The 14,693-nt window shown below is 45.6% G+C and carries 16 protein-coding genes; 3 read left to right on the forward strand and 13 right to left on the reverse strand.

All coding sequences use genetic code 11. The features are described from left to right. Positions 1-119: 119 nt before the first annotated feature. Both VC82_RS09060 and VC82_RS09065 read left to right on the forward strand, forming a co-directional pair. A complete protein-coding gene (locus VC82_RS09060) occupies positions 120-1,391 on the forward strand; it encodes an acetyl-CoA hydrolase/transferase family protein (RefSeq protein ID WP_045802099.1) in 1,272 nt (423 codons plus the stop codon). After that, positions 1,369-1,833, forward strand: coding sequence for a group III truncated hemoglobin (locus VC82_RS09065; RefSeq protein ID WP_417935057.1), 465 nt, complete (start codon positions 1,369-1,371; stop codon positions 1,831-1,833). The genes VC82_RS09060 and VC82_RS09065 overlap by 23 nt, the downstream gene beginning before the upstream one ends. A gap of 26 nt (positions 1,834-1,859) precedes the next feature. Here the strand turns inward: VC82_RS09065 and VC82_RS09070 are convergent, their stop codons facing one another. After that, a complete protein-coding gene (locus VC82_RS09070; protein WP_052698978.1) occupies positions 1,860-2,624 on the reverse strand; it encodes a hypothetical protein in 765 nt (254 codons plus the stop codon). A gap of 83 nt (positions 2,625-2,707) precedes the next feature. Between VC82_RS09070 and VC82_RS09080 the strand changes: the two genes are divergently transcribed. Further along, positions 2,708-3,801 (forward strand): IS3 family transposase gene (locus tag VC82_RS09080; RefSeq protein WP_157517925.1). Its coding sequence is split into 2 segments (ribosomal slippage): positions 2,708-2,969 and positions 2,969-3,801, totalling 1,095 coding nucleotides; the frame shifts between segments, so codons are not numbered across the junction. A 13-nt stretch (positions 3,802-3,814) separates the two neighbouring features. On the opposite strand, the gene VC82_RS09085 is transcribed toward VC82_RS09080, so the two are convergent. The 12 genes from VC82_RS09085 to VC82_RS09140 form a co-directional block, all read right to left on the reverse strand. Next, positions 3,815-4,264 carry a hypothetical protein gene (locus tag VC82_RS09085; protein WP_045802100.1) on the reverse strand — a complete coding sequence of 150 codons (450 nt, stop codon included), beginning with the start codon at positions 4,262-4,264 and terminating at the stop codon, positions 3,815-3,817. Positions 4,265-4,307: 43 nt separating this feature from the next. Next, on the reverse strand, positions 4,308-4,727 hold the full coding sequence (locus VC82_RS09090; RefSeq protein WP_045802101.1) for a CBS domain-containing protein: 420 nt from the start codon (positions 4,725-4,727) through the stop codon (positions 4,308-4,310). Positions 4,728-4,819: 92 nt separating this feature from the next. Further along, positions 4,820-5,602: an ABC transporter permease gene (locus tag VC82_RS09095; RefSeq protein WP_045802102.1), complete on the reverse strand. Its 783-nt coding sequence runs from the start codon at positions 5,600-5,602 to the stop codon at positions 4,820-4,822. After that, a complete protein-coding gene (locus VC82_RS09100) occupies positions 5,595-6,305 on the reverse strand; it encodes an ABC transporter ATP-binding protein (RefSeq protein WP_045802103.1) in 711 nt (236 codons plus the stop codon). The genes VC82_RS09095 and VC82_RS09100 overlap by 8 nt, the downstream gene beginning before the upstream one ends. Next, entirely contained in the window at positions 6,306-7,538 is a 1,233-nt protein-coding gene (locus VC82_RS09105; RefSeq protein WP_245615869.1) for a nitrous oxide reductase family maturation protein NosD, read from the reverse strand. Positions 7,539-7,588: 50 nt separating this feature from the next. Next, positions 7,589-7,885: a cupin domain-containing protein gene (locus VC82_RS09110; protein ID WP_045802105.1), complete on the reverse strand. Its 297-nt coding sequence runs from the start codon at positions 7,883-7,885 to the stop codon at positions 7,589-7,591. Beyond that, positions 7,885-8,319, reverse strand: coding sequence for a nitrous oxide reductase accessory protein NosL (locus tag VC82_RS09115; RefSeq protein ID WP_045802106.1), 435 nt, complete (start codon positions 8,317-8,319; stop codon positions 7,885-7,887). The genes VC82_RS09110 and VC82_RS09115 overlap by 1 nt, the downstream gene beginning before the upstream one ends. Then, the gene (locus VC82_RS09120) at positions 8,316-8,918 is read right to left on the reverse strand and encodes a hypothetical protein (RefSeq protein ID WP_045802107.1); all 603 of its coding nucleotides are present in this window, start codon (positions 8,916-8,918) and stop codon (positions 8,316-8,318) included. Before VC82_RS09120 ends, VC82_RS09115 begins: the two co-directional genes overlap by 4 nt. Positions 8,919-9,006: 88 nt before the next feature. Next, positions 9,007-10,962 (reverse strand): Sec-dependent nitrous-oxide reductase, encoded by a 1,956-nt coding sequence (gene nosZ, locus VC82_RS09125; protein ID WP_045802108.1) that lies wholly within the window; start codon positions 10,960-10,962, stop codon positions 9,007-9,009. A 30-nt stretch (positions 10,963-10,992) separates the two neighbouring features. Further along, positions 10,993-11,577, reverse strand: a complete 585-nt coding sequence (locus VC82_RS09130; protein ID WP_045802109.1) for a fasciclin domain-containing protein — start codon at positions 11,575-11,577, stop codon at positions 10,993-10,995. Between the two features lie 5 nt (positions 11,578-11,582). Next, complete coding sequence (locus tag VC82_RS09135) at positions 11,583-12,092, reverse strand: c-type cytochrome (protein ID WP_045802110.1); 510 nt, start codon at positions 12,090-12,092, stop codon at positions 11,583-11,585. Between the two features lie 298 nt (positions 12,093-12,390). Further along, positions 12,391-14,658, reverse strand: a complete 2,268-nt coding sequence (locus tag VC82_RS09140) for a TonB-dependent receptor domain-containing protein (protein WP_052698981.1) — start codon at positions 14,656-14,658, stop codon at positions 12,391-12,393. Positions 14,659-14,693: the final 35 nt, after the last annotated feature.

A 14,693-nucleotide genomic window follows, 5' to 3' on the forward strand; every position in this document is an offset into this window, starting at 1 on the left:
AACGATGTTACATCGAGCGCAGTCGAGATGCTCTCAAAAATAATTTGGATAGGTTCTCGACCCGGTCCATGCCGGGCGAAGCCAAAGTACTTAAACTGACGTAAATATACATAGTAACAATGCGAATCACCACAGCAGAAGAAACCGTACAAGTAGTAAAATCAGGAGACCGGGTGTTCATTCAAGGGGCTGCCATGACCCCCAATGAACTGGTCAATGCCCTTTGCGAAAGACACAAAGAAGTTGAAAACGTAGAGATCATCTCCATACATACCGAGGGAGATGCCCCATATACACAACAGCCCTATTGCAATAGCTTTCGGTTGAATTCTTGTTTTGTGGGCGGCAATGTCAGAAAAAGTGTCAATAGCCTGAAAGCCGATTACATACCGATATTCTTGAGCGAGATTCCCCGTTTGTTCAAATCTGAATATTTGCCATTGGACGTTGCCATTGTGCAGGTTTCGCCCCCCGACAAACACGGGTATTGCTCATTGGGGGTGTCTGTAGATGTAGCGCTTCCTGCCGTGAGAACGGCCAAAAAAATTATTGCACAGATAAATCCTTATGTGCCAAGAACCCATGGCACCGGTATTGTGCATATTGATCAAATTGAATTTGCGACAGAGGTGAACAGGCCGATACATGAACACAATCCGACCGAAATCTCCGAACTGGAGCATAAAATCGGTGCAAACGTGGCCACGCTGATTGAAAACGGGGCAACGTTGCAGATGGGTATCGGCAATATTCCCAATGCGGTACTGTCAAACCTGAAAGACCACAAGAATCTGGGCATCCATACCGAGATGTTCTCAGATGGGGTGTTGCCCTTGCTCGAGAGCGGCGTTATCAATGGTGCGGAGAAAGTGGTCAAAAAAGGCAAGATAGTTAGCTGTTTTGCAGTGGGATCTCGTAAGCTCTATGATTTTATAGATGATAACCCCATTTGTGATTTTAGGGATTCAGGCTATACCAATGATACGGCTAGAATCAGAAGAAATCCTAAGGTAACGGCCATTAACAGTGCCATTGAAATTGACCTGACCGGTCAGGTGTGCGCCGATACCATTGGCAGCTATCAGTTTTCTGGGGTAGGGGGGCAGATGGACTTTATTCGTGGTGCCTCGCTGTCTGAGGGAGGTAAGCCTGTTTTTGCGATATCATCGGCCACCAACAAGGGCATTTCTAAAATAGTTCCCTTTCTGAAACAGGGCGCCGGGGTAACCACCACCCGTGCCCATGTGCACTATGTTGCCACTGAATACGGCGTGGTGAATCTCTATGGCAAGAACCTGAAACAGCGGGCGAAAGCCTTAATTTCCATAGCCCATCCAGACCATAGGGAAGCTTTGAAAAAAGCAGCTTATGAACGATTTAACGGATTTTGAAACTTGTCTTGGCAAGAATTATTATTTCATTTTAACAATGGCGCAGAAAGAAAAGAACGATATTGTCAATAGGGATGATGTTTCACTTTTGGTCAATACCTTTTATGGAAAGATCAGAAGACATGACCTCCTGGGCCCTATCTTCAATAGCATCATAACAGACTGGGAAAGCCATCTTGAGCTACTGACCGATTTCTGGGAGACCCAATTGTTTCTCAAAGGGAAGTACCGTGGCAACCCCGTAATTGTCCACCAAGAAGTCGATGATAAAATGGATGGTACGATCACTTCAGAACATTTTGGCCAATGGATCAACCTTTGGTTCGAGACCCTCGATGCACTTTTTGATGGGGAAAGGGCATGGATAGCCAAAAACCGCGCGCAAAAGATGAGCACCATGCTGTATATGCAAATCTACCAGCATAGACAGGCCAAAAAATAAGCTGCCCCTAAGTATGGTTTTGGATGCTATTTCTTTAAGTTTAGCGCCAATTTTGCCAAAAGACTTATCACAATCAAGAGACTTCCAATGGCCAATGCTTCATAGTAACCATCAAAGAATGGCCAACTTTGCCATGCAGCCACCCCTTTGTAAAAAATGAGGGTTTCAGTGCCCACAAAGCCGGTTAGGTAGAGGCCAATTACATTTCTTGGTAGCTTAAGCAAACCAAAATAGTCAAGAAACAAGAAAAGGCCGATGCTGACCACCCCGAGAAAGGTAAGATGTAGATACCCTATGGTAAGGTCTAGGTAGCTGGCCGCTACTTTTGCAAAATAGGGCAAAGAGGTGAGTAGTTGCAACAAGATTTTAGTGATCAAAAGCACCACGGACCATTTCAAAAGTTTTCTTTGTAGCGTGGACAACCCTTTTGTGCTGATTTGAGGGGAAGCAAGCAGAATCAAATAGCCAAAGGCGAATAGCTGTAATATGGCACCCATCCCTCCAAGAAAATAGAAAAACAGAGGGGGCTCTACCCATAAGGTGGAAAGAAAAAAGCTCAGAACTATGCCCATGTTTAGGCATAGAAAGAACTTTTTGAATTGCGCTTTTGAAAGGTTGATTTTATGCCGTTCAAGCATTAGAAAGGCCAATGCGGTGAGGGCCAAAATCATCCAGCCGTTGTACTGAAAGTGAAGATAGAAATAGATGGCCATGCGGTACCAGACCGATTCTGCCCCCAAGGTGTTCATGATGCCTCCCAGTGCCCAGGGCCCTATGCTGGAGATTACCATATACAACAGTGCTGCTTTGGCGCATCTTAAACTGAAGGCTTCCCTGTTTTTCGTACAGTTTAAAAATCAATTATTTTTAGCTTATGAAGAAAAGCAGATTCACGGAAGCACAGATTGTGTCCATGCTCCACCAGTACGATTCGGGAATGAAGGTCACCGACATCTGTCGTGACAAGGGTATCACCACGGCCACCTTTTACAGTTGGAAGCGCAAGTACGGTGGTATGGACGCCCAACAGCTCAAGGAGCTCAAGTCTTTGCAGGAAGAAAACAGGAGACTCAAGGCGATGTACGCAGACCTGAGCCTTGACCATAGGATTTTAAAGGACATCATCGAAAAAAAGCTTTGAGGCCTTGCGGGCGCAGGGAACTGGCGGAAGGCATCGTAAAGGAAGAGGGGCTGAGCATTTCACGTGCTTGTACGATAGTATGCCTTTGCCGTTCGATGTGGTACTATCGGAGCCGTCGTGACGATACGCAGGTCATCGACAAGTTGACGGAACTTGCAGAGGCCAAGCCGAACCGGGGCTTCGACTGGCTCTATAACCGCATGCGCAAGCAAGGCCATAAATGGAACCGTAAACGTGTACTGAGGGTCTACCGGTTCTTGGGCATGCAACTAAGGAGAAAGACCAAGAAGCGATTGCCCAAGCGGATAAAGGAGCCGCTGGAGGTCCCCGATGCCCCAAGGGAGGTATGGAGCGCGGACTTCATGTCCGACAGCCTGATAACGGGAAGGAACTTCAGGGTGTTCAACCTGATGGACGATTTCAACCGTGAGGCACTTTGTATGAAAGGAAACTTCTCCATGCCCGGAATAAGGGTGGTGGAGTACCTAAGGGAGGCCATAGAGATCCATGGCAAGCCCTTGGCCATAAGAGTGGACAACGGCCCCGAATTCCTATCCAGAGTCTTTGTCAACTATTGCGAAGTGGAGGATATCGAGATAAAATACATACAACCGGGCAAGCCGAGCCAGAACGGTTTTATCGAAAGGTTCAACCGGACATATCGCGAAGATGTACTCGATGCCCATTTGTTCAGGGACATCGAGGAAGTAAATATGGAAACGGAACGCTTCAGGGAGGAATACAATCGGTTCCATCCCCATAAGTCTCTGGGAAGAAGCAGCCCGAAAGAATTTTTAGAGGTTTTTCAAAGGGGCATGCCCCTTTGAAAAAACATTTTGTTTAATTTAACCGCTGTACGAAAAAGGGTAAGTCTTCAAAACCAGGGGTCTTTTTAAGTGCAGGTGATTGGTTTTTTAGGAAGAAGGCCAAAAACCAATAAGAAGCAAACAGAAAAAGGGTTGAAAAAATAATCGAGAACAGAGCATAGCCCTGAAAGGGAAAGGTGAACAACATGCCCACCAACGTCAACTGGGTGAACCAAAAAATATGGAGGTAGGTAGGGTCGGTGGTGCCAGTGCGGATAAAACACCTGTACAGTAATGAAGCCAGCGCTATATAGACCCACCCCAGTAGGGCAATGTGCGAATGGGTGTGTACAATGAATTTGTAATTCGCCTGTGTTTCAACAACTGGAAACAATCTAAGTACCACCCCAAATATGGCGGCCAAGCAAAAGTAAAAAAGGGCAATCTTCACATCATGTCCATGCCCGACAATTTTTCTCTGCATGGCGCAAGATAATCACAATAGGGCGCTTTTGCTGCCTTCCACATCAGTATTGTTGCAGCAAATAATTGATCAAATCTGTAGTGGTGACAATGCCCACAAGCTTGCCATCGTCAATCACCGGTAGGGCATGAAAATCTCTTTCTGCCAAGAACTTTGCCGTGTCTTGGATTGTTGTGCCAGACGTAACACTGATGACGTTTTTGGCCATTACCTGTTCTATGGTAAACATATTGTAGACCATGGTGTCAACCTCTTGCTCGTGTTCGTCTATGGCATCGGCAAAGCTGATACGCATTAGGTCGGTGTAGCTTAGAATACCGATTACCTCATCGCCAGAAACCACGGGAATATGGCGGATGCGATGTTTTTTGAAAAGCTCTTCTGCGGTGACCAAATTGTCTTTAACGCTTAGGGTGACCACGTTTTTTGTCATTATCTGGGATACGGGGACTCTTTTTTTCATGATGAATGTTTTTCAATTACTTCCTTCAAGGTATCACCATATACCAATTATAACTATGACAAATGTCAGGTTGTGGGCGGGCTTGTGCCATCTTAGAAATCTTTTCTTTTTGCCTTGAAGGCCAATCGCCAAATCGGTAGTATGGTCCAAAGAGCCAATACCAAAAGCGAGACCAAAAAGCCCAGATTGGTACCGAAGAATTTTTTGAACACGGCACCCGTATATCCAAGCAGGGCAGAAATATCCAGCTTCAGCAATATTAAGGTTCTTGATAGGTCGATTGGATTGAACATGGTGGCAGCCAGTGAAAACGTATCCAATGGATATTCCTCAAAAATGATGAGCGATAAGAGAAAGAGTCCGTCGTAGATGACCGCCAAGAACAGCCACAGCAACACAGCGTAGCCAAAGCCTTTGATTCTATTTTCATTGGAGATGGCAATATTGAAGGCCAGGGCGGTAAAAATCAAGGTGAGAAAGGCCCCGGTGACCAACAAAAGCACAAAGTTGAAAATGGCCTCGCTTCTGAAAAGGCCGTACAGCACAAAAGGTATGCCGAGGCCTAGCACAAGGCTCAAGGTCAATGAGCCCGCGACCCCAAAATATTGCCCCAAGAAGATTGTAGAACGTTTTAATGGCTGTGCCAATAAAAGTTCTGTAAACTCTTTGGAGTTGTAAAAATACATGACCCCAAAGATGGTTCCGATCAACGGCACCAGCACGATGATAACGTTCATCAGGGTGATGACGGCTTTTGACAGATCGTTGTTCAAGAACAGCAGTACAAACCCCAATGCCAGATAGAATAGAAAATAAACGTAGCTCCAGCGGCTTCGCATCAGGTCATAAAAACTGTATTTCAATATTTTAAGCATCGGCGGTATGGGTTGCAATGGCCGCAATGGCATGTTCAACATCTGTTTGGCCCGTTTTTTTCTTCAGGGCGTCAATACTTCCCTTGAAATAGATCTTGCCCTCGAGCAGGTATACGACCTCGTCGGCCACTTCTTCCACAAACTGCATGATGTGCGTGGTGACCAGTAGGGTCTTGCCCTTGGCTTTTTCTGCTTGAATCAGCTCTTTCAACTTTATCAAAGAAGCGGGATCCAGACCGGTGGTGGGTTCGTCCAATATCATAAGCGGGCTGTCGAACATAAAGGTCAGTACAAGGTTTACCTTTTGTTTGGTTCCGCCCGAGAGCGTGCCAAGTTTTTTGTCCAAGAAAGGCTGCAGGCCAAACAGATTGATCAATTTTTCCTCATCGCTCGGTTTTTGCCGCAGGTCTTTGATCATGCGTATCAGCTCTTTTACCTTAATGTTGCTTGGAAAATTCGCAATCTGCGGCAGATAATCGATTTGCTTGCGGTATTTCCAACTGTTCTTTATGTTCTGCCCTAAAACCGAAATGCTGCCCTTATTGGGTATTACCATGCCCAATATGCTTTTAATGAGCGTGGTCTTGCCTGAACCGTTCGGCCCCAAAACAGCATAGATGCCACCATTTCTTATGGTGAGGTCAACCCCTGTCAGCACTTGGTTTTTGCCAAATCTTTTATGTAGGCTTGTTATCTCGATCATTTATTTGGGTTTGGATGTTTGACTTGCAACCACATCCTCTTCAAGCCCTGAAAAGGGCCGCATCAAAGGGGTCGCATCTACTAGGTTGTCGGGTGTAAAAACGGGCGATACTTTTTCTGAAAAGTCGATGATATCCATAAACAGACTGCGTAACAGCACAATGGTCTCGGGCGTGCGGTTCACAATATAAGAAAACAGCTTTACCGGGCGATAGGGCACATCGCCGATTCCGTCTTTATTCAGATCATAACCAGTGTAACTGCTCCAATAATTTTGTTCAAAAACATTGTCACTAACCTTGCTGTTGTAAGAAATGTCAAAAGAGTTGTACAAAAAGTTGTTTCCGACAAACCGGTTCGAATAACAGGCACCACGAACCTTTACGGCCCATCCATTATTGATGAAATCGTTGTTCCGGTAGTCGATTCTGTTTGAACCCTCGATATTGATTCCGATGGTATTTTCTTCAAAGGTGTTGCCAACGATCTCGGCATCGTTAATTTCTTTTAGCAGTACCCCATAAGAAGCGGTGCCCCAATTTTTTCGGAAGATGTTTTTGCGCATTTTAATACGCTTCGAAAACATGACCGCCACACCGGCACCGTTGTTCTCGAAGGTGTTGTTGGTATACACATCGTCGTTCGAGAACATAAAGTGTAGACCATAACGAAGATTGTTTGAGCTGAGGTTATTGTTGATGGTCACGTTATCTGAAAATTCGAGATAAATGCCATCACGCACACCCTGTACGATGTTGTGGTCAACCACTACGTTGTGCGAATACCAAAGCTGTATGCCGTTGCCAGAATTGTATTCATCAACCGCATCTCCGATGATTTTGTTGTGATATACTTTTCCGTTGTTTGATTTTTCAAGATAAATGCCAAAGAACAACTTTTCCAGCACAATGTTCTGAATCAGGAAGTTCTCACTCTGAACCACCCGTATGGCTGCATAATCCGAGGTGTAACTCGTACCGACGTTTATGATGAACAGACCATCTACAGTTACGTTGTCTGATGCGATTCGAATGATTTCGCCCTTGTCTTCTCCGTCTATAACGGGGTAATTCTCGCCCAACAGGGTAAGTGGCTTGTCGATGAGAATATTGAACTCTTTATAGGTTCCCTTTTTGATCAACAGGGTATCATTATCGGAGGCCATTGCAATGGCTTGTTTTATTGAGAGTGCCTCACAATCGGCGCATACCGTGATTTGTTCGGCAATGGCCATATTTGATCCCATGAGAAATATCCCGACAAATAAAAAAACTGTAGATCGCATTAACGGATAATCAAAAATTTGGTGTTTTCATGAGCCTTTACCCAATGAGGGGTTTCCTTCGGAAATGAAAAATTTTCCTGTTGGGTCAATCGGAAGCTTTTTCCGTCTATAAAAAAATCAATAGTTCCCTCAAGAACAACCAACAGTGCATCACTGGGGGAGGTGTGTTCGGGAAAGATTGCATCTTTTTCGAGGCTAATGCCCATGACCTCAAAGGTACTGCCTTTGGTCAACTTTTTTATTTGTAGGCCATTGAAGGGCTGTGCTTTAAGGCTTTCGTCTATTTCGTACATCATTACGGTTTGAAACGGTTTCGGAGTTCATTCCATGAATACAGTTCACCGCCATGCTGTTGTTGTGCCTTTTCGGCATCAGCCCTGCTATCGAATGCCGTTAAAAACTCTCCCATGGGGCTCGGTATGCCTTCGCTGATGAGATAAGTGGCCTTAGTGGCATCGATCAGTTCACCAGGTTGTGTGTAGCCGTTGACCAAAAACAGCGCGACCGTGCTATTGTCAACTTCCTTTAAGTGGTTCATCATGCATTCCACGGCATCAAAGTTATAGACTCTACCTTTGTCGGTCACGATTTGGGCGGCATGCTGCCTATCCACTAAGGTCATACTACAGAAATGGCAGGCATCTGAACCGTATTCTATGGGCTTCGGCTTAACACTGCAAGAGCCAATGGCCAGTGCTAGGCATATTAACAAAAGATAACGTGTACTCATGACGAGGTCTTTACGGTTTGTTTTTCTTTTTTGCCGACATAATAGGCAACATAGCCCAAAGCAATTCCAATGGCCAAAAAGTAGGCACCCAGTTGCGGGTATGAATGTGCCCTGAAGTTAAGAATATCCTTCGAGCCAAAAAACGGCGGTTGAAAACCCATTACAGATCCATCTGGATTGGTAAATTTCATAATGGCCCTAGGGTCTAGGTCATGGCCATATTCATACTCCCAAATGTAAAAGTCTATAAGGCCTGCAGTACTCACCAACAACATCATAATAAACCAGTATAGATACCATTTGTGGTTACCCTTTGCTGCAACTACCAGCCCAATAATCGTTGTGATTATAATAACGATTGGGAATATCTTGAATTCTGGTATGGCATCGGGTATGTACTTCATACCCACATAATGGTTCATAAGGTTTATGTTCTTGATATCATGCGGGTTGGCATCTGCAAAATCGTTGATGTAGATGTACATGCCCAAAGGTGTAGGGTATTGGGGCGCTTCCAATGTTATTTTCCAAAGAGGGAACAAAAACAAGAACAGTGGTAATAGGGCAGCCAAAACCATGGTCAATCGTGATTTTTTCATCGCTTTATTTTTTTAATGATAAATAAGCACGGCCGGCCATTGGCCGGCCGTGCCCAAGTTTGAAATGGAAATCCTCAAGAGGATTTAATTACTCGCCCAAAGACCATTTGAGATCAATGTTTGAGTTGGCAGGGGACACCCTTACATACCCCTGCATTTCTTGATGTAGCGCCGAACAGAAGTCGGTGCAGTAGAATGGCCATACGCCGGGCTGTTTGGGTTCCCAGACGAAGGTCTCAGTTTGTCCTGGCATGATCAATAGCTCCGATGTGTTGGCGCCGATTATACTGATGCCGTGCGGCACATCGTAATCTTGTTCAAGGTTGGTCACGTGAAAATAGACCTTGTCGCCCACCTTAATACCCTCGATATTGTCAGGGTTAAAGTGGCTACGAATCATCGACATATACACGTGTACCTCTTTGCCATTACGTTCTACGCGCACATCGGAATCTGATTGTATGCCATATTTGTGCTTGTTGTCTTTCAGCTCGAATATTTTTTTCGAACGTTCTTTCACGATATCTGCTGCGATACCAGCTGCGTAGTGTGGTTCACCGACCGTTGGGAAATCTAGCAAGAGCTCCATTTTTTCACCAGAAATATCATAGAGTTGTGCCGATTGTGTAACCTCTGGCCCAGTGGGCAGATACCTGTCTTTTGTGATTTTATTCATTGCCACTACATACTTGCCAAAGGGTTTTCTTGAGTTGCCCCCAGGAATCATCAAGTGGCCCACCGAATAGTAACAGGGTTGCCTATCGACAACTTCCCAAGTGCCCAATTTCCATTTCACCACTTCTGAGGATATGAAGAACGAGGTATAGGCATTGCCCTCACCATCGAATTCTGTGTGCAATGGACCAAGGCCACCACTTTTAACTTGCCCAGCCAAAACATCTTCAAATTTCAAAATGGGGATGCCATATGCCTCACCATCAAATTTTTTGCCCTCAATGGCAGCAATCATCTTATCGAAGGAGTGAACCGTTAGGTCAGCTGAAAGCTTACCGTTACCAATAATGTACTGTCCTGTTGGATCCACATCACAACCGTGCGGAGATTTTGGCGTGGGCAAGAAAAATACCGCACCGGGCACTTCTGTTGGGTTTACCACCAAAACCTCTTTTTTCATGGTAGAAGTTGCAGTGTGCGTTTCTTCATCATACACGTTATGTGCATAATTGGCGGGCATTTTGGTGCCTCCACCATTGTTCACATATTCTTCTATTTTTTTCCAGTTAACCGCTGCAATAAAATCTTTGTCGTTTTGAGATGCGTTCACTTCCAACAGCGAGCTGGCCTCTTCGGTGTTATAGGTGGTAAAGAAGAACCAACCATGTGATTTGCCACGACCAGGGTGGGAAAGATCATAATCGAACCCGGGCATCATCAATTGAAATTTGATGTCCATACCACCATCTTCTGGGTCAACGCTTATAAAGGTCAGTGCACCCTTAAAGTTGCCCTTGTACTCGGCAATGGGCATATCCCTTTGTGGTACTGGCACCGAGAAGCGTGTACCGGCCACGACATATTCGGTGTTCTCTGTGACAAAGGCAGAACTGTGGTTACCAGCACTGTTTGGAATTTCGATTATTTCCGTTGTCTCGAACACACTTAGGTCGATTTTTGCTATACGTGGCGTATTGTTGCCATTAATGAAAACCCAACGGCCATCAAGCTCTCCGTTGGTTTGCGATATGTCGGGATGGTGGGCATCATCCCAAGGAACAAAACCATGGGAAGTGTTCAACATGGGTTTGGTTTCTTCATTGTAGCCCCAAGCTTTTTCGGCATCTTGAGAGAATACAGGGATAATTTTAAGGAGCCTGCCAGAAGGGAGACCATAAACTGATAATTGTCCACTGAACCCACCTGATAAAAAGGCATAAAACTCATCATGTTCACCGGGGGCCACATAGACCTTTTCGGCTGCATTTGAGGTCAATGCTCCATTTGAGCTTTTGCTCTGCTCACCACAGCCCATGAAGGTCAGGGCGAAGCCCAAAAGCATCAGTAACGAATACGTACATTTTTTCATTGTTTTGCTATTTATTGTTATTTATAAGTTTTACTCTTCTGTTGGGGGCAATATCACCTTGTCCACTACGTGCACGATTCCGTTTCCAGCATCTATACTGGCAATAATTTTGGCGCCGCCCACATATACATCGTCACCTTTGACCTCTACCATTACACTTTGATCATTGGCCTGCCCCAGTTTTTTGAATTTTTTCAAAAAATCTTTGGTGTACTTACCAGGGGTCACATGGTACTTGAGAATGTTTGCCAAGGCATCTTTGTTTTCTGGCTTCAGTAAATCTTCCACAGTCCCTTCTGGCAAGGCATCAAAGGCCTCGTTGGTGGGCGCAAAGACCATCAATGGGCCTGCGTTTACCAAGGCATTTTCAAGTTCCGCAGCTTGAACTGCCGCAACCAAGGTTGTGTGGTCAGGTGAACCAATGGCTATCTGTAGCACATTGGGACGTGATTCATCGTCTTTAATGAACGCCTGCCCTGTTTTTTTCGCATCTTCCGTTTGCATATCCGCAGGGGCAGTAGGGGTCTCAGTTTTGGCCTCATTTTTGCAACTGGCCAACAGCATCAGTATGCAAAAAGAGCCAATCAAAAGCTTGAGATTGGTGGTTGTTTTCATATACACTAGTTTATAGTTCTAAAATATTCCAAGACAGCACGGGCCTGCTCTTCTGTGAGCCCTTGGTTGGCCATGGGCGACCCATTAAATTCCATCAGCAGGTCTTTTGCCAATGGGTCTTCTTTCACCATCACTTCAGGATTCAAGATCATGTTCATGACCCATTCTGGGGTTCTTCTTTCCAAAATACCATTTGGCGCGGGGCCGATGAACTTTTTTCCCACTCTGTGACATGCAGTACACATTTGGTTAAAAACCTCTTCGCCTTGTTTGGCCATGGGCTGATCAATTTCAGCATCAAGGGTCAACGATGTTATTGGGCCGACCCCTTTGTTGTCCAAATCAACCCTTTCAGAAGCTTTTACCGCTGAGGTGGAGTTTGTTTCAACAGGTTTCTCGGTCTTTGCTTTTTTGCGCTCTACGCTGAAACCTTCTTTTTTCTTTTCCTCCTTGCCTCCACAAGCCATGATGAGTAGGGAGAACAGAACGGCGATTGATCTACTGGCTATTTTCATTGTTGTATTTTATGATTTAATATGCCCCAAAAGTAGCGGTGGTGTTCTTTATAAAATATGACAATCGTCATATTTCAGATAAAAAACTCTTTTAATCTGAAAATTTTTATTGGTGACAGAAGGGGTGTGGTAAAAAACTAATATTCAATCATTTGTGTTGGCTTTGTTGATGTTTTTTGTCCCTGTCCTATGCTTTTTGTACACAAAAAGGCCATCTGGTATCACCAGACGGCCTTCAACAAACCACAAAGTAATGTAAGTACACCTGAAATCATTTCATGGCCATTTCCAAGTGTTTTCAGAACACAAAATTGATGGCGGCAAAAGCATTGCGGCCGGGGGCAAAAATTGGCTGGTTGTTTCCCCTAACAGATCGCGTCAGGTGTTCATAATAGTTCTCATCGAAAATATTGTTGACACCGACCGTGATCCTGCCCGATTTGGTAAAGTTGTAGGCCAACTTTGCATCCAACAGCGAAAAAGACGGGGTTGGGGTTTCGCCAAACTCGGTAGCTGTTCGTGATTGTTCCAATACATGCCTGAACGTCAGTTCTGGAAGCAGTTTTCCTTTCATATAATGGCCCGAAAGGGTGTATCTGAGATCCAACGGGGCGATTTCGGGCAGGGGTTCGTCTCGTTCCAGGTCTTGTGCGTAGGTGTAGGCTACGCCCACACGATGTTGTAGCCCCGAGGTCAGTTGTTGCACCCAATTGAACTCAAAGCCGAGGTTCAGGGCATCCTCAATGTTGATAAACCGACGTACACCGGGACTCATCGGCAACCGTGGCTCAAGTTCTGGGTCGATGACCGAAGAGATGAAATCTTGAAGGTATCCTGCAAAAAAATCGATGTCCAAGCTGGTCAACTTGTTTTGCCAATTAAGGGTAAGGTCGAGCTGATTATTGACCTCGGGGTCTAACTGTGGATTGCCCAACATTTCGTAGGGATCTTGGCCCACCGGAAAATAATTGATGTACCGCTCGGTTAGGCTTGCACTTCGTTGGGCACGGCCCAGCCATAGGCCCAGCGTTATTTCTTCATTGATATTTCTTGTGGCCCCGATACTGAAGCTAGGGTTGAACTGTGTTACTTGCGTATCACCGTTCGCCTGGGTAAACTCTGGTGTGGGCTCATCAACGTTGGCACGGTTCAGCTCCAATCTGGTGGCCAACACCACCCTCGTCTTGTCAAAAATGAGATGGTATTCTGAAAAGACCGCGCCCTTGCCCATCTGGCCGTCTTGCCATGCGTTGTCGCGAACCACATTGCCCGCATTGGGGCCCATTAAAAACTCTCGCACCCTAGTGCCTTCGGCACCCTCTCTTCTAAAATCGGCCCCGGCAAACAGATTGGACTTTTCAAAATTCCACACCCCTTCGGTTCGGGCACCGTAATTATAGGTGGTCGCCTTGGTCGATGCGTTCAGCATCCTAGGGTCTAGGGGCTTCAACAAGTTATCCATCAGGTGGTTTACGAACGAGGCAAAAACCGTGGTGTTCCATGAAGAAAGATGGTCTTTGTCAAAGCTGGCATCGTGTCGGGCATTGAACATCCAGGTATCGTCCTCCCTTAAATCCATGGGCAGGGCAGGAAAATCTGCATCTCTTGCCACGTTATAGGTTGCCGATACCCGCAAGAGATTGTCTTCAGATAGTTTGAAGCCCAAATTGGTGCCAAAACTGCCCCGATTGAAATCTGCCGCTATGGTTTGACCATTGCCGGCCGTATAGTCGTTGCCCTGTGACCAAGAGGCAAAGACGGCGATATCATGCTTCTTTCCGTTGAAGCCCAGTTGGCCCTCGTTTCGCAAAACGGTACCATTGCCCTCAAAACCATTGGAAATTCTTCCATAGAAATCATTTTCTTCTACAAACCGAAGTTTAGTGGGCACAAAATTAATAGTGGCTCCGAAACCGGTGCCGTAACGCAGGGCATGGGGGCCTTTGAGCACCTCGATCCTGTCGACCATATTGGGGGCCATTTGACTGGTGGGCGGGTCCATACGGTTGGGGCAGGCCGCCGTGGCACTCTGGGCCCCATTCAAGACAACGTTCAATTGGTCGTACTTGAAGCCCCTGAAAACGGGGTCGAAACCATAGTTGCCGCCTTTTCGTATGCTGTTCAGGGCAGGGTTTTGGTTCAAGACCGATGCCCCGTCATGAGCCAACCGCTCTTGGTAATCAAGTGTTACATTTTCAATTGGGCTCATATTTTTTCTTAGGGCGATTACGGTTATCGGGTAAAGGTTGACGATGATGGGCCGTCGATAAAAAACTTTTTCTTCGATCATTTGCAAGACCTCTGCATCGATCAATGACCACTTGCCATAGTTGATGTGTGAAAAGTTCATCGATACGCCTTTACGATATTGAAATTCAATATTGCCGTCAACATTGGAGACGCCCGTTTGGTCTCCATAGGTGAAGGTGGCCCCGATGATGGGCAACGAACTCTCTTGGTCGAGCAATCTGATGATATGGTTGTTTTGGGCGTATACGGTTGCCGTATTTATAATGAACATCAAGGCCATCAAAAGACCCAGCGTTCTTTCTGTTTTAAAAGTCATGATTGTGTAATTATGATTCAACGAAGGTTAAGTAG

The sequence above is a fragment of the Flagellimonas lutaonensis genome, assembly GCF_000963865.1.
GTDB lineage: Bacteria > Bacteroidota > Bacteroidia > Flavobacteriales > Flavobacteriaceae > Flagellimonas_A > Flagellimonas_A lutaonensis.